Genomic DNA, 18,219 nt, shown 5'->3' with positions numbered 1-18,219 from the left:
GGACTAGACTTCCCCGTATGAGCAGGTGGGATACCTCGAACATATCCGACCAGAGTGGCCGGACGATCATCGTCACCGGCGCGAACAGCGGGCTGGGGGCGGCGACCGCGCGTGCGCTCGCGGGGGCCGGTGCACAGGTGATCTTGGCCTGTCGGAATGTGGCCAAGGGTGAGCACGTGGCCGGGGAGATCGGGCCGCTGGCCTCGGTGCGCAAGCTGGACCTCGCGGATCTGGCCTCGGTGCGCGAGTTCGCCGATGCGGTGGACCAGGTCGACGTCCTGATCAATAACGCCGGTGTGATGGCGCTGCCGGAGCAGCGCACCGCCGACGGGTTCGAAATGCAGATCGGCACAAACCATCTCGGACACTTCGCGCTGACCGGGCTACTGCTGGACAAGATCTCGGATCGGGTGGTCACGGTGTCCAGCGGCGCGCACCGCGCCGGGAAGATCGATCTCGACGACCTGAACTGGGAGCACCGCAGGTACCAGCGTTGGTCCGCCTACGGTCAGGCCAAGTTGGCAAACCTGATGTTCGCCTACGAGTTACAGCGCAGGCTCACCTCGGCCGGTTCGTCGAAGATCTCGGTGGCCGCGCATCCCGGTTATGCCGCAACGGAACTGCAGTCGCACACCGAATCCGTCCAGGACACGGTCATGGCGCTGGGGAACCGGCTGTTGGCGCAGAGTGCCGAAATGGGTGCGCTGTCAGAGATTTACGCGGCCACCGAATCGGTCGAGCCGGGCGGGTTCTATGGTCCGGTCGGCTGGGGTGGCCTGCGTGGCTATCCGGGGCGCTCCGGATCGAGTGCAGCGGCCAAGGACGAGCAGGTCGCGCGCGGCCTGTGGGAGTTGTCGGAGAAGCTGACCGGCATCACCTACACATTCGGCGAATAAGGACCTACGGCCGAATCGGTTGCGGTGCGGCACATGGCGTTGCTCACTGCCGTGAGCCACGTCACAATCGGTGATGTCACACTCCGTCGCGTCGCGTCGTCCTCTCTGTGAACCCAACCGAATGGAAAGGCACAGATCATGGAACAGCGCTTCAACCTCTTCGCCAACCCGGTCGCCAGCAGCTTCGTCAAGCGTCTCACCACCGCGGGCAAGGTGGTAGACGGATCCGACCTGCCCGCCGCCACCTACGAACTGGTCAAGATCCGCGCCAGCCAGATCAACGGCTGCGGCTACTGCACCGATATGCACACCAAGGACGCCGCGCACAAAGGCGAAACCTCCGTGCGGCTCAACCTGGTCGCCGCCTGGCACGAGGCCACCGTCTTCACCGAGGCCGAGCGGGCCGCCCTCGCCCTCACCGAGGAGGCCACTCGCATCGGCGACGGTCGCGCCGTCAGCGACGAAGTGTGGGAGCAGGTCCGCAAGCACTACAACGACGATCAGACCGCGGCGCTCATCGCCGCCATCGCGATGATCAACGCGTGGAACCGGCTGAACGTCATCGCCCGCACCCCGGCGGGCGACTACCAGCCCGGTCAGTGGGGGTGAGCCTGCCGGGATCCGCGGCTCGGCGTGGGGCCGGACCGCGTGCGGCAGTGTCGCAGTGCTGAAAATTGGCCCCAGCGTCACCGGGAAGTTGCACCTGGTACTGTCGGCGTCGTGCAGCGCGTCTATTTCTGGTTTAGCAAGCTGGCCCTGGGTGGGCCGGTCGGCAACCAGCTGCGCTGACATCTCTTCCACCCCGAGCCGGATGATGGACCGGCTCGACGGGTTTCTGTCCGTGGGTCGGCCTTGAAGTAAAGGAACCCACCGAAAATGACAACCGCAGCCGACGCCGACGCGCGGCATGCCCACCCGTCGCCCGACCACCACCCCTCATCGAATCGCTCCGCGATGCATTCCGATCTGGACGACCAACGCACCCTGAGTGTGAGCCCGTTGCGCTCACCGGCCGAGGTGCGCCAGGTGCACCGGATCACCGATCCGCTGGCGGACGTGGTCCGTTCAGGTCGCAAGGCCACCATCGATGTGCTCAACGGCGACGACGATCGCCTGATGGTGATCGTCGGGCCGTGCTCGGTCCACGATCCCGCCGCCGCGCTGGACTACGCCCGCCGCTTGGCGGCCAAAGCGGCCGAGCTGAACGACCGGCTGCATGTGGTGATGCGGGTCTACTTCGAGAAGCCGCGCACCACCCTCGGCTGGAAAGGGCTGATCAACGATCCGCACCTGGACGGTTCCTTCGACGTCAACACCGGCCTCGGTATCGGCCGCAAGGTGTTGGTCGATATCACCGCACTCGGCCTGCCGGTAGCCTGTGAATTCCTCGACCCGATCACCCCGCAGTACATCGCGGATCTGGTCTCCTACGGTGCCATCGGCGCGCGTACCGCGGCCAGCCAGGTGCACCGCCAGTTGAGCAGCGCGCTGTCCATGCCGGTCGGTATCAAGAACGGTACCGACGGCGACGTGCAGGTGGCCGTCGACGGTGTCCGCGCCGCCGCCGCCAGCCACGTTTTCCCCGGCACCGATCTGACCGGTCGCTCGGCCCTGATCCGCACCACCGGCAATCCGGACTGTCATGTGATCCTGCGCGGCGGTAGCAGCGGCCCGAACTACGACGCCGCCTCGGTCGCCGAGGCCTGCATCCGATTGGAGAAGGCTGCACTGCCGCAGCGGATCGTGGTCGATGCCAGCCACGGCAATAGCAACAAGGACCACAACAAGCAGGTCGATGTGGTTACCGATCTCGCGGGCCGGTTGGCCGCGGGTGAACCGGGTGTGGTCGGGGTGATGCTGGAGAGCTTCCTCGTCGCGGGCCGCCAGGATCTGACCCTCGGTCACGCCGACGCGTTGACCTACGGCCAGTCCATCACCGATGCCTGCATCGATTGGGACACCACGGCCGCCCAGCTCGACCGACTCGCCGACGCGGTGCAGCAGCGTCGTCGTCGCTGATCTCGGAGCCCGCCGCCCCGGTGCGAGCCGGGGCGCGGCTACGGGTTTCGGTGCGGTTCGGCCCACCCGTCTCCCGGCCGCCACCCCTCATCGAATCGCTGCGCGATGCCGACTGATCTCGGGCGGCCAATCCGCGGCCGGTCCGGGCGGATCGGTGGCCAGTCGCCCGGCCAGCCAGGTATCGCGGCGTACACCGCGCTGCATGCTGCCGAGCCGCGCCATGCCCTCGTAATGAAAGCCATTGCGGCGCACGGCCGCGGCCGACGGATGGTTGCCGACGAAGGCGCGCCATCGGATCCGCGCCAGCGCCAATCCGTCCGGGTGGAAACCGAATTCGCACACCAGGGCGATCGCACGCGACATCAGCCCGCGTCCGCGTTGCGCGGTCCGCAGCCAGAAGCCGATTTCGGAGCCGGATCGGTCATATGCGTTGAGGTCGATCATGCCGACCACCGGACCGTCGGCACTCAGCCGGATCGCCCAGATCGGGCTGCGGGTGGCCCAGCCCGGCGCGACCATATCGTTGAGGAAGGATTCGGCATTCTCCCGGTGATATGGCACCGGAATCGTCACCCACTCGGCGATGGTGGGCTCCTGGCAGCATTCGACGATGTCGTCGATATCGGCCTCGGTCGGCCGCGACAGCCAGACGGTGCCATCGGTGAGCGGGTGATCCTCCATTCGATCATGGTGTCATGCGACTCCGGGGCGACTCATGTGGATTTCGCATAACAGTCTGCCCATCCCGCGATCGGTGGGCAATCGCGCGGAACGTAGAATGGGCGCGATGGTTGCCGCTCTTCTCGCCGACTTGTTCGAATCGCATCGGGCGCATCTGCTCTCGGTCGCATACCGGCTGACGGGCAGCGCGGGTGACGCCGAGGACGCGGTGCAGGAGAGTTGGCTGCGGCTGGCCGGTGCGCATCAATCCGAGATCGAGGATCTGCGGGCCTGGCTGACCACCGTGGTCGGTCGAATCTGTCTGGATCACTTGCGCAGTGCCGCGGTGCGCCGAGAAAGCTATGTGGGGCAGTGGCTTCCGGAACCGGTGGTGACCGGCATTACGGCGTCGAGCACGCCCGACCCGCTGGAAGCGGTGGTGCGCAAGCAGGAATGCAGCCTCGCCGCCATGGTGGTATTGGAAAGTCTGACGCCGCCCCAGCGCGTGGCCTTCGTACTACACGACGGACTTTCGGTGCCCTTCGGCGAAATCGCGGAAATCCTGGATGTTTCGGTGGAGGGGGCGCGCCAGCTGGCCGTGCGGGCACGGAAATCCGTCGCGCAGGCCCCGCCGCCCACTCCGAATGCCGAGCACGCGGCGGCGGTGCGGAAGTTGATCGACGCGCTGTCAGCCGGTGATATCGGCGCGGTAACCGCGGCGCTGCACCCGGATTCGGTCATGATCGGCGATGCCAACGGCACCACCAGCACCGCGGTCAATGTCATCGGTGGCGCGGACAAGATCGCCCGCTTCTTCCTCGGACTGACGCGCAAGTATGGGATGGACGGTTCGGCCGAGCCGACGCTCGAGTACGAATTCGCCACGGTCAATGGGCAATTGGGTTTGGTCGTGCATCGGGTCGGCCCGGGATACGGGCGCATCGAAGGCTCGGTCCGTGTTGTCGGGTTCGCCGTTCGCGACGGATTGGTCTGGGGTGCCTACGATTTCGCGAATCCCCGAAAACTGTCCCGGGTCCGCCTCTGAGGCGGTGCCAGGCCGTGCCCTCATCGCCAGGCCTGACACCGCCGATCGGGCTACGGCGTGGACGAGCCCAGGAACCAGTTCCCGGTGGACGATCCGGTGCCGCTATTGCCGGTCGATGAGCCGTTGAACCAGTCTCCGGTGGAGGAGCCGAATCCGGAGATCAGTTCATGTGCGACATTTCGAAGAAAACCCAGTACGGTTCCGGCGACCTCCGACGCGGCCGGATTCAGTACCAGGTCCAGATACGAGGCCATTAGCGCCCCTTTCGAGATACCGCCTTGTGAGCGGTTTGTGAGGTAGAACACGGCGAGGCTAGCCGCCGGTGGGAAAACGCACAACCATGCAGGTAGAAGCCTCGATCCAAAAGTGAAACATAGCTGTTCGCTATCTGAGGGCAACAATAGCGATCACTGGGCTACGCTCCGGATATGCCCTCGCAACCCGCGACCGTCACTCGCCTGCGCCCCTTTGCCTCCACGATCTTCGCGGAGATGACCGAATTAGCCGTCCGCCACGACGCGGTCAATCTGGGGCAGGGTTTTCCGGACACCGACGGACCCGCTGGCATGCTCGAGGTCGCGCGTCAGGCCATCGCCGACGGGCTCAACCAGTACCCGCCCGGGCGCGGTATGCCGATCCTGCGCCGGGCCATCGCCGCCGACCGGGCCCGCCGCTACGGCACTCAGTACGACCCGGACACCCAGGTGCTGGTCACCGTCGGGGCGACGGAGGCGATCAGCGCCGCCGTGCTCGGTCTGGTGGAGCCGGGCCAAGAGGTCGTGCTGATCGAGCCCTACTACGACTCCTACGCCGCCGCGGTCGCGCTGGCCGGTGCGCGGCGGCGCACAGCCCACCTCGTCGCCGACGGGGACCGCTTCGTACTCGACCTGGACAGCCTGCGCGCCGCGATCACACCCGCGACCAAGATGCTGATCGTCAATTCCCCGCACAACCCGACCGGCACGGTGCTCGACCGCGCCGATCTGACCGCAATCGCCGAAATCGCCTGCGAGCACGACCTGTTGGTGCTCACCGACGAGGTGTACGAACATCTCGTCTACGACGGCAACGCGCACATCAGCCTCGCCACCCTGCCCGGTATGGCCGATCGCACCGTCGTGGTGTCCAGCGCCGCAAAGACTTTCAGCGTCACCGGCTGGAAGACCGGCTGGGCCTGCGGCCCGGCGGATCTCATCGACGGTGTGCTCGCGGCCAAGCAGTTCATGACCTTCGTGGCCGGCGGGCCGTTCCAGCCCGCCGTCGCCCACGCGCTCAGGAATGAACTCGGCTGGGTCGCCGGACTGCGAGATACGCTGTCGGATAAACGACTCCGCCTCGCCGCCGCCCTGTCGGATACCGGTTTCGGGGTCAGGCAGAGCGCCGGCGGCTACTTCATCTGCGCCGATATCACGCCGCTCGGCGGCACCGACGGCCTGGCTTTTTGCCGGGAACTTCCGGCTCGGCTGGGTGTCGCGGCCGTGCCCATCAGCGTCTTCGCCGACCATGCCGAGGCATGGAATCACCTGGTGCGCTTCACCTTCTGCAAGCGAGACGAGACTCTCGACGAGGGCGTGCGTCGACTCCGCGCGGGTGTTCGAGTGAGCTGAGTGCTGGGCGAGCGACTGCCTCAGGCGCGATCTTGCGGCCGACGCCGAGCCTGCGGCGCGTGCCAGTCGTACCGGAGCGCGAGTAACCGAAATGCGATGGCGCCGAGTGCGGCACACCCGCCGGTGATCGGGTTGTAGGCATTGAAATGCAGCAGCGTCGCCGTCGCGGCGGCACCGAAAAGTGCTGGTACCGCGTAGATCTGTTCGGGTATGAGCACACTCGGCGTCTGCCCGCCGAGCAGATCCCGGATCACCCCGCCGCCGATCGCGGTGACCAGCCCGAGCAGCGTGGCCGATGGCGCACCGAGACCGTGATTGTAGGCGATCACCGTGCCGGTGACGCAGAACAATCCGAGCCCGAACGCATCGGCCACCTCCAGCGGTCCGCCGGTCACCCGCGGCGACGGATGCCAGAAGAAGATCACCGCGGCCGCGAGCAGTGCGGTCCACAGATAGCTGAGATCGACGAACGCCGCCGGTGGGGTCCGGCCGATCACCAGATCCCGGATCACACCACCACCCAGTGCCGTACTGCAGGCCAGCACCACGATCCCGAAAACGTCGAACCCCCGCCGCGCCGCGAGCAGTGCTCCCGAGGTCGCGAAGGCGACGACGCCGAACAACTCCCCGATGTGCTGCGCGGTATTCACCGCGGAATCGAAATGCGCCATGCGGACACGATCACATATCCCGCGTCAACCGCCGCACCGGCACCGCGCATGTTCAGGCAGGCATTGGGCGGGCGCGGTCCGTCGCGAGCTGCAACGCTATCGCGCCGAGCATGGTGCCCATGACATAGCGCTGCATCCGCAGCCACAGCGGGCGACCGGTCAGGAACGCGGCGATGGTGCCCGCACCCAGCACGATCAGCCCGTTCACCGTCAACGCCACCGCGATCTGCACCGCCCCGAGGCTCAGACTCTGCAACCACACCCGCCCGTGTTCGGGCACCACGAACTGCGGGATCAGCGCCATGTAAATGATCGCGATCTTCGGATTCAGCAGATTGGTGACCAGCCCCATGGCGAACAACCGCCGCGTCGGATCCGCGGGCAACGCGGCGGGCGCGAATACCGAGGTTCCGCCGGGCCGCACCGCCTGCCAGGCCAGCCACAACAGATATCCGGCCCCGGCCAACTTCATTGCCAGATACAAACCGGGCACCACCGCGAACACCGCGGTGATCCCCGCCGTGGCCGCCGCCAAATACACCCCGAACCCGGCAGCCACGCCCCCGAGCGACACCAACCCGGCCCGCCGCCCCTGCGAAACACTCCGCGAAACCAGATACATCATGTTCGGCCCCGGCGTCAGTACCATCCCCAACGCGGCTGCCGCCACACCCAACACCGCCGCAGTCTCGATCATGCTCCCGATCCTCACGCACCCGCCCTGCACCTGTCTCGGTCCAGTTGAGCGGCGGTGGACCCGGAACAAATCAGGCGGCCTGGACGCTGTATGTACGAAGCCGACGCGAGCTACGCCCGTCGGCATCGGCCGGATCGATGCCGCACCCGATGGGTGTCGGTGGTGTCGGGGAGAATGGGCCGAAGTCGCACGCGCGATCGGATATGGATGCCGAGCGCCGTATACGAGGAGAGACTGTGAGCGAGCGAACCATAGGCGCAGCACTTCCGGTCGCAGCGGAGCTGAGCCCCAGCGAGGCGGAGCTGTGACCGACGGTCCGCTGATCGTTCAGAGTGACAAGACGCTGCTGCTGGAGGTCGACCATGAGTTGGCCGGGGTGGCGCGGCAGGCCATTGCGCCGTTCGCGGAGTTGGAGCGGGCGCCCGAGCATGTGCACACCTATCGGGTGACACCGTTGGCGCTGTGGAATGCGCGTGCGGCGGGGCATGATGCCGAGCAGGTGGTGGATGCGCTGGTCAGTCACTCGCGTTATGCGGTGCCGCAGCCACTGCTGGTCGACATTGTGGACACCATGGCCCGATATGGTCGGTTGCAGCTGGTGAAGAATCCGGCGCACGGGTTGACGCTGGTCAGTCTGGATCGGGCGGTGCTCGAGGAGGTGCTGCGGCACAAGAAGATCGCCCCGATGCTCGGTGCCCGCCTCGATGAGGACACCGTCGTCGTGCATCCGTCCGAGCGCGGCCGGATCAAACAGATGCTGCTGAAAATCGGTTGGCCCGCCGAGGATCTCGCGGGCTACGTCGACGGCGAGGCGCATCCGATCGAGCTGGACTACACCGGCGGTAAGTGGCATCTGCGCGATTACCAGGAGATGGCCGCGGATTCGTTCTGGGCGGGTGGTTCCGGTGTTGTCGTGCTGCCGTGTGGCGCGGGCAAGACCATGGTCGGCGCGGCCGCGATGGCCAAGGCGCAGGCGACAACGCTGATCCTGGTCACCAATACCGTGGCCGGGCGGCAGTGGCGGCGCGAACTGCTGGCGCGAACCTCGTTGACCGAGGACGAGATCGGCGAATACTCCGGTGAGCGCAAGGAGATCCGTCCGGTCACCATCGCCACCTATCAGGTGATCACCCGCCGGACCAAGGGTGAGTACAAGCACCTCGAACTCTTCGACAGCCGCGACTGGGGACTGGTCATCTACGACGAGGTACACCTGCTGCCCGCACCGGTTTTCCGCATGACCGCCGATCTGCAATCGCGGCGCAGGCTCGGTCTCACCGCGACCCTGGTCCGCGAGGACGGCCGCGAGGGCGATGTCTTCTCGCTGATCGGACCGAAGCGCTACGACGCCCCGTGGAAGGATATCGAGGCCCAGGGCTGGATCGCCCCCGCCGAGTGCATCGAGGTCCGGGTCACCCTCACCGATGCCGAGCGAATGGCGTACGCCACCGCCGAGCCGGAGGAGCGCTATAAACTCTGCTCGACCGCACGCACGAAAATCCCTGTGGTGGAATCGATTCTGGCCAAGCATCAGGATGCGCAGACCTTGGTCATCGGCGCCTACCTCGAGCAACTCGACGAACTCGGCGCCGATCTCAATGCCCCGGTCATTCAGGGTTCGACGAAAACCAAAGAGCGCGAAGAACTTTTCGATGCTTTCCGGCGCGGTGAGATTCCGGTACTGGTAGTGAGCAAGGTCGCGAACTTTTCCATCGATTTGCCCGAAGCATCTGTCGCGGTACAGGTTTCGGGAACATTCGGTTCGCGCCAAGAGGAAGCGCAACGGCTCGGTCGGTTGCTGCGGCCGAAACACGATGGCGGCCAAGCCCACTTCTATTCGGTCGTCGCACGTGACACCCTGGATGCCGAATACGCCGCGCACCGACAGCGTTTCCTCGCCGAACAGGGGTACGCCTATCGCATCACGGATGCCGATGACTTGCTGGGACCAACTATCGGATAAGCGGTGCCCTCGGCTGCGCTCGTGCACGCTCAGGCTGTCGACGGCAGCGCCATTTATGCGGAGGAACCGGCTCCGATACGTGTGCTAGGAATAAGACGTGCGACGCTTCGAATTCGCGGTGGACCGTAACCATGCGCATGCGGTCAACGAAGTCTTCGCCGACTTGCGTCGACTGCGCGTCATGGCGATCGCGGCCGCCGTCATCGCCGCGACCGGTACCGCGTACCTGATCTGGCTGAATCATCCGTGGGCCTATCTGCTGGCGATCGCGTTCGCGCTCGGTGCGGTCGTCGCGCTGTGGGTGGCGTTCTGGACGCCGCACCGCTCCAGCATCGACAAGCTCTACGCCGACGGTGAGCTGATCCCCGCGGTCGTCTCCGAGACTCATCCGAGCGGGGTGGTGCTGCTCGCCCTGGTCGATGTCTCGAGACCGGAGACTCCCGACCCGCGCTATGCCCTGGTGATCAGGAAGGTGCGTGATCTGCCGGGACATGAGAAGCGCGCGGGTGAGCGGGTGCCGTCGGTCGCGGTGCGCACGGATCGGGCGCCGCGCCAGGTGGGCGAGCGCTGGCAGTCGGTCAGCGCGATGCCGATCGCCTGGGGCACCCGGGACGGCACGGTGATCGAGCGGGCTCGCGCGGCCATCAGCGAGGTCGAATGGCGGCTGCTCACCGATAACCTCGCGCTCGCGGACAAGGTGCGGCGCACCTCCGCCAAACGGTTGCTGCTCGACCCGCATCAGCTCCCCGGTGACCTGGGTTCCTGATCATCGGAATTCCCTTGCGCCGCCCAATAGACTCGGTAGATGGTTCCGGCGTCAAATCTGCTGGCTTTCACCGCCGCATCGATTGTCATCATTGTCATCCCCGGACCGGGTGTGCTGTTCACCATCGGTCGCGCGCTGGCGCTCGGCCGCCGTGCCGCCCTGGTCTCGGTACTCGGCCATGCGGCAGGCGTTTTCGTCGCACTGCTGCTGGTCTCGGTCGGGCTCGGCACCCTGCTCGCGGCGTCGGCGCTCGCGCTCACCGTGGTGAAGTTCGCGGGTGCGCTGTATCTGATGTACCTCGGTATCCAGGCGATTCGGGAGCGCAAGACGCTGCGTGCGGCGCTGAATGCCAAGGTCGACCCCGGCGATTCCAGAGTCTTTCGGCAGAGCGTCTTCGTCGGGCTGACCAACCCGAAGGCGATCGTCTTCTTCTCGGCGGTGCTGCCGCATTTCGCCGATCCGGCGGCAGGCTCGCTGCAGTGGCAGTTCTTGATTCTCGGCAGTATCTTCCTGGCGATCGCGCTGGTCTCCGATAGTGCGTGGGGCCTGCTCGCCGCATCGGCGCGCGCCTGGTTCGCCCGCTCACCGCAGCGGCTGGAGGCGGTCGGCGGCGCGGGGGGTGCGATGATCTTCGGCCTCGGCGCATCGGTGGCGCTCAGCGGTAGCGCCGACTAAAGCGGCTACCATCCACCGAGGTCAGGTGGGTCGGAAAGGGGTGGTCGAATGAGGTTATCCGGCTTGCTGTGCGCGGCGGTGGTTGGCGCGTTGGTCGTGGCTGCGGTGCCAGCGAGCGCCGATCCGCTGGTCGGCGCGCCCGGAGCGGGAGACCCGTACTACCCGCTCGACGGTAACGGCGGCTACAACGCCGGTCACTACGACGTCACCATCGACTACGACCCGCCGAGCCACCAGCTCACCGGCACCGCCCGGATGGATGCCACCGCTACCCAGGCGCTGCGGATATTCGATCTCGACTTCGATGGCCCGGACGTGCGCATGGTCTCGGTGAACAACCTGCCCGCCGCCTTCGACCGCAACGGCGAACACGAACTGACCGTGACGCCACTGCTGCCGCTGCTGCCCGGCCTGCCGTTCACCGTGACCGTCGACTACGCGGGCACGGCCGCGAACACCGAGGGTGACGGCTGGACCTATGCGCCGAGTGGCGGCGCCTTCGTCTCGGGTGAACCGCATTCGGCAACCACCTGGTATCCGCTCAACGACACCCCACTGGATAAGGCCACCTTCACCCTGCACGCGTCGGTTCCCGCAGAGTGGGAGGTGGTCTCCACCGGGGTGCGGACGCAGAATACGGTCACCGGTGCGAAGCGCAACGTCACCTGGGAGACGCACCAACCGGTGCTCGGTTACCTGACCACCGTCGCGATCGATCACTACAGCTATCTCGAGCAGCGCCGCGCCAACGGTACCCCGCTGATCAGCGCCTTCGCGCCGAATGCGGCGAGCAACTGGGAGACCGAGCAGCGTCTGCCCGAGATCCTCGACTTCGCGGAAGCGCTCTACGGGCCCTATCCGTTCGATACGGCGGGCGGCATCTACGTCGACGCGGATGTGAAGTTCTCGCTGGAGACCCAGACCCGACCGATCTACGCGCCCTGGACCGACCTGCCCACCGTGGTGCACGAGATCGCGCACCAATGGTGGGGCGATTCGGTATCGGTGCGGCAATGGTCCGATATCTGCCTGAACGAATGCTTCGCCAGCTATACCGCCGACTATCTGTGGCCCGAGCGTATGGAAGGCAAGGACATCGACGCCGACTACCGCGAAACCATTCGGAAAAACCGTGATGACCCGAAGTTCTGGGACATTCCCCTGGAGAATCCGGGCGCCGGAAATGAATTCACCTCCGTTTACTATCGCGGCCCGCTCTTCCTGCATGCGCTGCGCAAACAGGTGGGCGATGACATATTTTTCACCGCCGTCCGGGAATTCAATGTCGCACACGCCTACGGCAATGCCTCGATGCCGGAGTTCCGTGCGTTCATGCAGTTGAAATCCCACACCGATCTGACGGGGTTCCTCGACGCCTGGTTGAACAGCACATCCCCGCCCCCGGACGTATACCTGTTCCCCGGCACGCTGAGCGACTGACGCGGCGCCGCTCTTATTCGTTCTCCACCCGCTCGCGGGCCCGTTCCACCCAGCGCTCGACCCGATCGAGTTGCTTTTGGGCCGAACGCAACTGGTCGTGCGCGCCGCGATCGGCGGTGCGCGCGAACTGCTTCTGCTGCTCGGCATGCGCCAGCTCCTCGCGCAGAGCCTCGATACGAGATTCGCTCTCGGTCAACAGGTTCGCCGCTTGGTCCGCCTCGGATTGCGCCGAATCCCGTGCCGCCCGGGCTGATTCGAGAGCTTCGAGCGCATCGGCCAGCTCTTGGCGCGCGTTGTCCTCGGATTCGGCTGCAGTCGGTTCTGCCGCGGATTTCGTTGTGTCCGTTTCCTTCACGGCGGTAAGCGAGGCCCCGCTCGGTCCGAAACCTTCGTAACTCGCCGACGTCGCCAACGTCCCGGTGCGCACCCGATCGGCCACCGTGTCATCGGCCAGCGCCGCTGTCAGCGTCTGTCCCACCTCGCGCAGCGCCCCTTCGGTGACCGAATGTCCGCGGTCGCTGGCCAGCGCACCGGCCCGTTTCGCCAGGGCATTCACCACCTGCTGTCGCTGCGTGGTCAGGGCGCGCAACTGATCGCCCGACAGTTCCCGCTGTGCCGCACGCAAGGCCGCACCGAGCCGCAGCAGCGCATCGATATCATCGGGCGCCGCGCGGGCCAGCAGATTCACCGCCCACGCAACCATTGTCGGCTTGCGCAGTTTGCCGATGGCGGCCGCGAGTTCCTTATCGCCCGCATCCTTGGCCTCGGCGACGCGCACCGCTCTCGCGGCGACGAAGGCACCGGGGTCGAGTCCGTACAAGTCGACGGCGACGTCCTGCAGCGTCATACTTTCCAAGCGTAACGACAAGCCCCCTGGGAACGACAGAGTGCGTGTACTGGACGAACGTCCACGTTTGTATTCGGAATGCGAAAGGCATTGATAGTGAACTATTTAGGACTCCAGGTCCTCGCTAGCCTGATCCCGAAATTCGTCGGCCTCGCGCTGCAGGGGCTGTCCGGACTGTACGGGCTGTACTGAGCCGGGTCTCGCGGTCGCATCGTCACGGTCGCCCGAACTGCCGATGCGGCTCGGGCGACCGTGACGGTATTCTCACCGCGTTCACGACTACCGTGAACGCGTTCGGTGAGAGAGGGTTTCACGTTGAAGTTCCCAGGAACGAGGCTGCTGGCACGTCTTGTGCTCGCCCTCCTGGCGGTGGGCGCATTGGTGGCCGCAGTGACCGGTTGTTCGGCGCTCGACAATGCAAGCAAGTCCGACACCGCCAAGGCGAAGGTCGGTGACTGCATCAATGTCACCGACAGTTCGTCGACGGCCACCAAGTCCGAGCCGGAAGACTGCTCCTCGGCGAAGGCGGTCTACAAGGTATTCCAGACCGCGGACAAGAAGCTCGACTGCGCGGCCGAATACACCACCTACACCGAGGATCTGGCGAGCGGTGGTAAGGCCTACATGTGCCTGGCGCCGAACTTCAAGCAGGGCAGCTGCTATGCCGATGTCGGCACCAACCCGTACAAGTACGCGGACTGCTCCGCATCCGAAGCCACCTTCAAGGTGGTCAAGCGCATCGACGGCCAGACCGACGAGCTGCTGTGCGATGCCAACGCGACCAGCTTCGTGACCGTCCCGGACCCGAAGGTCACCTTCTGCCTCGGCGCGGCCAAGGGCTGATTACTCGAGTAGGGCGACCGACGCGATCCGGTGCAGTGTGAAGTGCCGGACCGCGCCGGTCACCGGGTCCAGCGCGTCGAGCTGGCCGTTGCCGACCTTCAGCGGTTCGACCACGCGCTGCGACGCGACGCCCTGGGCGTCGACATAACCGATATTGACCGACCGCCGCACCCGCGCCGCCAATTGCAGCAGCGCCAGGGTCGCGGCGGTACTGGTTCGGGTGCCGTCGGTGCGCACCGACTGGCCGTGGCGGGCGCTCGCGGCCCGCTCGCCCGCGCGCAGTTCCGCGACCAGCAGTTCCAGCTGTTCGGTGCTCGGCGGCGTCGGACGATACGGCTGCCTGGCATGCGGGCGGACCGCGATCCGGGCGCCGCGCGGGCGCAGATCGACGATGGTGCCCGCCGAATCCTCACCGGCCGGTGCGAATCCGGCCGCGCGCAGCCGTTCGAGCAGTTCGCCGAGCGGCGCTTGGGCGATGGCCACGGTCGGTGCGATACCCCGCAGCGCCAGTTCGCTCGCCACCGGCGAGGCCAACACCTGAGCCAGCAACGCCGGATCGTCACTGCGCACGAACGACTGCGCCATTCCGGCCCGTAGCTGTCCGTGTCTGCGTGCCACGTCATCGATCAGATAGGTCAGCGACTGGGGGATCGGCGTGCGGGAGTGCGTGGTGAACAGCGTATGCAGTTCGGCCGCCGTCATTCCGGCGTCGAGCGCGCGCCGCACCGACGTTTCGCTGATCCGGTAAACCGTTGCCGCGCCGGCGGATTCGACATCGGCGACGAGTGCGACCTGGTTTTGCAGCTCGGGGGTCAGCGGGCCGGGTGCGATAACCGTCAGATCCGCCTGGACCAGCACGTGATCGATCGGTTCCGGCAGGGCCGACTCCATCGCGGTTTCGGCATCGGATGCGCTGGTCGGCAAACCGCGCAGCAGCGCCCTGGCCGGTGAGCCGAGCGCGCCGCGCCCGACGAATCCCAGCGTCGCGGCCTCGTGCAGCGTGTGCTCGACCGCCTCGACGCGAAAGTGCCTGCGCCATCTCGGTTGCCGCCAGGCCAGGATCCGGCCGATGTCGGCGGGATGCAGTTCGGCGCCGGTCGGATATTCGGCGAGCAGATTCAGCATGGTGCGCCGGTCACGCGGTGCGTGTGGGGTGCGCAGTTCGATCGACAGTGCCGCCAGCGGTTTGTCGTTGGCGTCGCGCATGCCGATCATCCACGGCATACGGTCCAGGTCGAGCCAGGCCAGTGCCAGCGCCACCCAGCGACGGGCGGGCGGCGCGTCCCGCCAGCCATCCGCGGCCGGGGTCGGCGCCCAGAAGTCGTCGGTGGAGTCGAATTCCGGCGGCGGGTCCGGCATACCCTTCTCGATGAGCTTGGCCGCGGCGAGCAGTTCGACGAGCAGTCCCGCGCGCGGTTCGTCGATACCGGTCTGTTTGGCGACGCGGCGTAACTCCCGCACCCCGAGCCCACCCGCCCGCAAGGCGGGCGCGGGCGCTTGGCCGAGTGCGTCCAGGATGTCGGCGCAATGCCGGAGCAGCTCGCCCACTTCGCCCGCCGCGACCGCATTCACTTCGGCGGGGGTGCGCTCGGTCGGTGTCGGCTCCGGTGGTTTCAGTGCGTGTGGATGGGTCACCGGCTCCCGGCGCAGCACTTGGCCAACCGTGACCGGGAGTTCGACCGTCTCGTCGTCGATCCAGTGCAACAGTCGGCGACTGAGCAGTTGCTGGATCGGTCGGTCGATGGGGGTGCCCGGTGCGGCGTCCCTGGTGCGCCCGCGCGGGCCGGTGCTGGCCAGTTTGTCCAGCAGCGCTCGTTCGGCGGGGGCGGCCACCGCAAGGGCGGCCACCACCTCGGGCTCGGTCAGCGCATCCGGAATCTCGGTTGTGGCGCCGATCGGCCATGGCAGCGCCTCGGCGGCGGCCGGGATCAGATGTAGGTCGTCACCGTCGTTCCACATCAGCGCGCGATCGGACAGGCGGGTCAGTGCGGCATCGATTGCCGCGACCCGGACACGATCTTTCAACTGCGAGCGCAGCGCCTTGCGACTCATCGGCGTCCCACCGGACCCCGTGGACCGATGCACCGCAAGGGTTTCCACGATCGCGAACTCGAGCGTGTCGAGGTCGTCGGTGGCGCGCAGAACCGACGCACGCTGCTCGGCGCGGGCTGCGAGCACCGCCATCGAGGAGGGCAGCGGTACGGCCAGATCGGGCCGCAGTTCGAGCAGGGCCACCAGCTGCGCATCGCTACGGGCCGCGAACCAGCCCGTCAGTGAATCGGTCGCAGTCATCCGATCCAGCCTACGGTGCTGTCGTTTTGTTTGCCGGTCTGCCTAGACACATCGAACGGCGACGTGACGACTGATTTCGCTCGCACATGGGTAACTCGTCGGGAACGCCGATAACTGGTCCGGCAACCAGCCACCGATCCGCGACGTGACTCGTTGAGCACTTACGACCGGCCAGAGGTTCGGGGAGGTGGGGGAGCCGCGTTAGCATGTGGGCGTGGTGAACAAATCGAAGAAACCCTATGTCGACAATGGCTGGCCCGCAGTGGACGACGGTGGCCACGCGGTCACCGAACTATCGTCGACCCGTTCCGGTGGGCTTTCGCCGTTCGGCGAAGACACCGAGTTTCCGGTCCCGGCCGATCAGCTGCCCTACATGCACCCGAATACGGTGATCAACCGCTGAGAACCCGAACGGAAAACCCGCCGATACGACGAAGGTCCCCGCATATTGATGCGGGGACCTTCGTCGTACGGTCTGCTCTGTGGCGACTCAGGAGGGCAGCAGGCCCTGGTTCGCCTCGTAGAAGTTCACGATCGCCGGGTCGAGCTGAGTGCCCTTGGTGGCGTTGAAGAAATCGAGGGCTTCCTTCGGGATCTGAACGCCCTGCCCCTGCACGACGGCGACGGCGCGGTCGATCGCGTCGAAGACCTGCTGGCTGGGGTCGGCGATGGCCTGCTCGGGGGCGGCCGGGGCCGGGTTCCAGCGCGGTGCGTCGGCGGCGGGGGCGGTGCGCGGGGTGGAAGCGCTGCTCAGGCCGAGCGAGGACGAGCAGGAGGGCCAAGCGCCCCAGCCCTGGCTGGCGAGGACCTTCTCGGCGACCGTGATCTGCTGTTCGCGGCTGGCCTGGTTGGCGGTCGAGGCGAATTCGCCGCCGCCGTGGGCGTTCCAGGTGCTGGGGGAGAACTGCAGTCCGCCCTGGAAACCGTTGCCGGTGTTGATGCCCCAGTTACCGCCGGCCTCGCACTGTGCGAGGCGATCCCAGTCCTGATCGGGTGCCGCGCTGGCGTTTCCAGCGAGAGCAACACCTGCGGTGCCGATGATCGCGCCGGTGACGGCGACCTTGGCTACGGTGCGCCCAGTGGAGGTTGGCTTGCGATGGCGTCCACTCATTGCGGGTTCGTCTGCCTCTCGTACGCATCTGCAAGTGGTCCGGACTGAGAGGTCGTCCGTCCCGCCCCCACCCCTGATTCCGTTGGGGTCCGGTATCCGCGGGGTGAGGTTTGATGCGGCGGGCCGGTGGTTGCCGGTTGTCCCGGCTGGGTAAGACCGTACGACGATCGCCGCGAAAAATCACTATTTGGTAACCGGCGGGTCTGCGCGGGTCTCGGACCGGTATCGGTTGCGGCGGTGATGCTTCCGCGCAGATGAGAGATGGTGCGGCGGGGTCGGTATTGGCCAGCCGCCACTCCGTGACCGTGCTGTTATGTGACGAGGATCACATCGACGGTTCGGTAACGTTTAGCAGGGGTAACCGGTTCACCGCGACCGTCGGCCCGACCACAGCGCGAAGCCGACCGAGCACAAGAACCCGAGCGGCGCCAGCATCGCCGTCAGATACAGCCACAGGGCCGGGTCCGAATCACTGAAAATCGGCGTCAGAAATATCGCGACGATCGCAAGCAATCCGATCGCGAACAGGCCGAGTGCCACGTACAGCAACCGATCACTTGCGTGGCGCGGCGAGTGGCCGGGGGGCGGTGGCGCGGATGGGTTCGTCACTGCTCGACCGTAAAACTGATGTGCTTGCGTTATTCGCACCGGGGTAGACTCGATGCAATCGCGTCCTGCACAGCTGTG

Annotated in this window: 19 protein-coding genes; 11 read left to right on the top strand and 8 right to left on the bottom strand. The window is 66.4% G+C overall.

The genetic code is table 11. The annotated features are described in order from the left end of the window. Positions 1-17 precede the first annotated feature (17 nt). The 3 genes from ACQP1G_RS43205 to ACQP1G_RS43195 all read left to right on the top strand — a co-directional run bounded on the left by ACQP1G_RS43205 (position 18) and on the right by ACQP1G_RS43195 (position 2,915). Positions 18-896: an oxidoreductase gene (locus ACQP1G_RS43205; RefSeq protein ID WP_433196079.1), complete on the top strand. Its 879-nt coding sequence runs from the start codon at positions 18-20 to the stop codon at positions 894-896. A gap of 138 nt (positions 897-1,034) precedes the next feature. Continuing rightward, the gene (locus tag ACQP1G_RS43200; protein ID WP_433196077.1) at positions 1,035-1,505 is read left to right on the top strand and encodes a carboxymuconolactone decarboxylase family protein; all 471 of its coding nucleotides are present in this window, start codon (positions 1,035-1,037) and stop codon (positions 1,503-1,505) included. Between the two features lie 267 nt (positions 1,506-1,772). Continuing rightward, positions 1,773-2,915 (top strand): 3-deoxy-7-phosphoheptulonate synthase, encoded by a 1,143-nt coding sequence (locus ACQP1G_RS43195; RefSeq protein ID WP_433196075.1) that lies wholly within the window; start codon positions 1,773-1,775, stop codon positions 2,913-2,915. Positions 2,916-3,002: 87 nt separating this feature from the next. On the opposite strand, the gene ACQP1G_RS43190 is transcribed toward ACQP1G_RS43195, so the two are convergent. Further along, entirely contained in the window at positions 3,003-3,596 is a 594-nt protein-coding gene (locus ACQP1G_RS43190; protein ID WP_433196073.1) for a GNAT family N-acetyltransferase, read from the bottom strand. Between the two features lie 106 nt (positions 3,597-3,702). On the opposite strand from ACQP1G_RS43190, the gene ACQP1G_RS43185 reads away from it, so the two are divergent. After that, the gene (locus tag ACQP1G_RS43185) at positions 3,703-4,620 is read left to right on the top strand and encodes a sigma-70 family RNA polymerase sigma factor (protein WP_433196071.1); all 918 of its coding nucleotides are present in this window, start codon (positions 3,703-3,705) and stop codon (positions 4,618-4,620) included. 50 nt (positions 4,621-4,670) lie between these two features. On the opposite strand, the gene ACQP1G_RS43180 is transcribed toward ACQP1G_RS43185, so the two are convergent. Further along, positions 4,671-4,874, bottom strand: a complete 204-nt coding sequence (locus tag ACQP1G_RS43180; RefSeq protein WP_433196069.1) for a hypothetical protein — start codon at positions 4,872-4,874, stop codon at positions 4,671-4,673. Between the two features lie 174 nt (positions 4,875-5,048). Here ACQP1G_RS43180 and ACQP1G_RS43175 point away from each other — a divergent pair, with 174 nt between their 5' ends. Then, positions 5,049-6,227 (top strand): pyridoxal phosphate-dependent aminotransferase, encoded by a 1,179-nt coding sequence (locus ACQP1G_RS43175; protein ID WP_433196067.1) that lies wholly within the window; start codon positions 5,049-5,051, stop codon positions 6,225-6,227. Positions 6,228-6,247: 20 nt separating this feature from the next. Here the strand turns inward: ACQP1G_RS43175 and ACQP1G_RS43170 are convergent, their stop codons facing one another. Together ACQP1G_RS43170 and ACQP1G_RS43165 are read right to left on the bottom strand one after the other, a co-directional pair. Continuing rightward, positions 6,248-6,898 (bottom strand): trimeric intracellular cation channel family protein, encoded by a 651-nt coding sequence (locus ACQP1G_RS43170; RefSeq protein ID WP_433196065.1) that lies wholly within the window; start codon positions 6,896-6,898, stop codon positions 6,248-6,250. A gap of 52 nt (positions 6,899-6,950) precedes the next feature. Continuing rightward, positions 6,951-7,595 (bottom strand): LysE family translocator, encoded by a 645-nt coding sequence (locus tag ACQP1G_RS43165; protein ID WP_433196063.1) that lies wholly within the window; start codon positions 7,593-7,595, stop codon positions 6,951-6,953. Positions 7,596-7,899: 304 nt separating this feature from the next. Here ACQP1G_RS43165 and ACQP1G_RS43160 point away from each other — a divergent pair, with 304 nt between their 5' ends. The 4 genes from ACQP1G_RS43160 to ACQP1G_RS43145 all read left to right on the top strand — a co-directional run bounded on the left by ACQP1G_RS43160 (position 7,900) and on the right by ACQP1G_RS43145 (position 12,439). Then, on the top strand, positions 7,900-9,558 hold the full coding sequence (locus ACQP1G_RS43160) for a DNA repair helicase XPB (protein WP_433196061.1): 1,659 nt from the start codon (positions 7,900-7,902) through the stop codon (positions 9,556-9,558). Between the two features lie 97 nt (positions 9,559-9,655). Next, the gene (locus ACQP1G_RS43155) at positions 9,656-10,324 is read left to right on the top strand and encodes a DUF3239 domain-containing protein (RefSeq protein ID WP_433196059.1); all 669 of its coding nucleotides are present in this window, start codon (positions 9,656-9,658) and stop codon (positions 10,322-10,324) included. Between the two features lie 39 nt (positions 10,325-10,363). Continuing rightward, positions 10,364-10,999: a LysE family translocator gene (locus tag ACQP1G_RS43150; protein ID WP_433196057.1), complete on the top strand. Its 636-nt coding sequence runs from the start codon at positions 10,364-10,366 to the stop codon at positions 10,997-10,999. A 48-nt stretch (positions 11,000-11,047) separates the two neighbouring features. Continuing rightward, positions 11,048-12,439: a M1 family metallopeptidase gene (locus ACQP1G_RS43145; RefSeq protein ID WP_433196055.1), complete on the top strand. Its 1,392-nt coding sequence runs from the start codon at positions 11,048-11,050 to the stop codon at positions 12,437-12,439. Between the two features lie 13 nt (positions 12,440-12,452). Here the strand turns inward: ACQP1G_RS43145 and ACQP1G_RS43140 are convergent, their stop codons facing one another. After that, positions 12,453-13,286 carry a hypothetical protein gene (locus ACQP1G_RS43140; RefSeq protein WP_433196053.1) on the bottom strand — a complete coding sequence of 278 codons (834 nt, stop codon included), beginning with the start codon at positions 13,284-13,286 and terminating at the stop codon, positions 12,453-12,455. Between the two features lie 315 nt (positions 13,287-13,601). Between ACQP1G_RS43140 and ACQP1G_RS43135 the strand changes: the two genes are divergently transcribed. Further along, positions 13,602-14,129: an LppU/SCO3897 family protein gene (locus ACQP1G_RS43135; protein WP_433196051.1), complete on the top strand. Its 528-nt coding sequence runs from the start codon at positions 13,602-13,604 to the stop codon at positions 14,127-14,129. Here ACQP1G_RS43135 and ACQP1G_RS43130 read toward each other — a convergent pair whose 3' ends face one another. After that, positions 14,130-16,421: a helicase-associated domain-containing protein gene (locus tag ACQP1G_RS43130; RefSeq protein WP_433196049.1), complete on the bottom strand. Its 2,292-nt coding sequence runs from the start codon at positions 16,419-16,421 to the stop codon at positions 14,130-14,132. A gap of 214 nt (positions 16,422-16,635) precedes the next feature. Between ACQP1G_RS43130 and ACQP1G_RS43125 the strand changes: the two genes are divergently transcribed. After that, positions 16,636-16,824 (top strand): hypothetical protein, encoded by a 189-nt coding sequence (locus ACQP1G_RS43125; RefSeq protein WP_433196047.1) that lies wholly within the window; start codon positions 16,636-16,638, stop codon positions 16,822-16,824. Between the two features lie 87 nt (positions 16,825-16,911). Here the strand turns inward: ACQP1G_RS43125 and ACQP1G_RS43120 are convergent, their stop codons facing one another. Together ACQP1G_RS43120 and ACQP1G_RS43115 are read right to left on the bottom strand one after the other, a co-directional pair. Beyond that, a complete protein-coding gene (locus tag ACQP1G_RS43120; protein WP_433196045.1) occupies positions 16,912-17,532 on the bottom strand; it encodes a resuscitation-promoting factor Rpf1 domain-containing protein in 621 nt (206 codons plus the stop codon). Positions 17,533-17,898: 366 nt separating this feature from the next. Next, positions 17,899-18,141 carry a hypothetical protein gene (locus ACQP1G_RS43115; RefSeq protein WP_433196043.1) on the bottom strand — a complete coding sequence of 81 codons (243 nt, stop codon included), beginning with the start codon at positions 18,139-18,141 and terminating at the stop codon, positions 17,899-17,901. Between the last annotated feature and the right edge of the window lie 78 nt (positions 18,142-18,219).

The sequence above is a fragment of the Nocardia sp. CA-107356 genome, from assembly GCF_050946365.1.
Taxonomy (GTDB): Bacteria; Actinomycetota; Actinomycetes; order Mycobacteriales; family Mycobacteriaceae; genus Nocardia.
Note: the sequence above shows the minus strand (reverse complement) of the source record. Positions and strands in the feature narration are given on the sequence as shown.

Coding starts and splice junctions, on each gene's coding strand:
- ACQP1G_RS43205 (WP_433196079.1), top strand. CDS start 18: ATGAGCAGGTGGGATACCTCGAACATATCCGACCAGAGTGGCCGGACG.
- ACQP1G_RS43200 (WP_433196077.1), top strand. CDS start 1,035: ATGGAACAGCGCTTCAACCTCTTCGCCAACCCGGTCGCCAGCAGCTTC.
- ACQP1G_RS43195 (WP_433196075.1), top strand. CDS start 1,773: ATGACAACCGCAGCCGACGCCGACGCGCGGCATGCCCACCCGTCGCCC.
- ACQP1G_RS43190 (WP_433196073.1), bottom strand. CDS start 3,596: ATGGAGGATCACCCGCTCACCGATGGCACCGTCTGGCTGTCGCGGCCG.
- ACQP1G_RS43185 (WP_433196071.1), top strand. CDS start 3,703: ATGGTTGCCGCTCTTCTCGCCGACTTGTTCGAATCGCATCGGGCGCAT.
- ACQP1G_RS43180 (WP_433196069.1), bottom strand. CDS start 4,874: ATGGCCTCGTATCTGGACCTGGTACTGAATCCGGCCGCGTCGGAGGTC.
- ACQP1G_RS43175 (WP_433196067.1), top strand. CDS start 5,049: ATGCCCTCGCAACCCGCGACCGTCACTCGCCTGCGCCCCTTTGCCTCC.
- ACQP1G_RS43170 (WP_433196065.1), bottom strand. CDS start 6,898: ATGGCGCATTTCGATTCCGCGGTGAATACCGCGCAGCACATCGGGGAG.
- ACQP1G_RS43165 (WP_433196063.1), bottom strand. CDS start 7,595: ATGATCGAGACTGCGGCGGTGTTGGGTGTGGCGGCAGCCGCGTTGGGG.
- ACQP1G_RS43150 (WP_433196057.1), top strand. CDS start 10,364: ATGGTTCCGGCGTCAAATCTGCTGGCTTTCACCGCCGCATCGATTGTC.
- ACQP1G_RS43145 (WP_433196055.1), top strand. CDS start 11,048: ATGAGGTTATCCGGCTTGCTGTGCGCGGCGGTGGTTGGCGCGTTGGTC.
- ACQP1G_RS43140 (WP_433196053.1), bottom strand. CDS start 13,286: ATGACGCTGCAGGACGTCGCCGTCGACTTGTACGGACTCGACCCCGGT.
- ACQP1G_RS43130 (WP_433196049.1), bottom strand. CDS start 16,421: ATGACTGCGACCGATTCACTGACGGGCTGGTTCGCGGCCCGTAGCGAT.
- ACQP1G_RS43120 (WP_433196045.1), bottom strand. CDS start 17,532: ATGAGTGGACGCCATCGCAAGCCAACCTCCACTGGGCGCACCGTAGCC.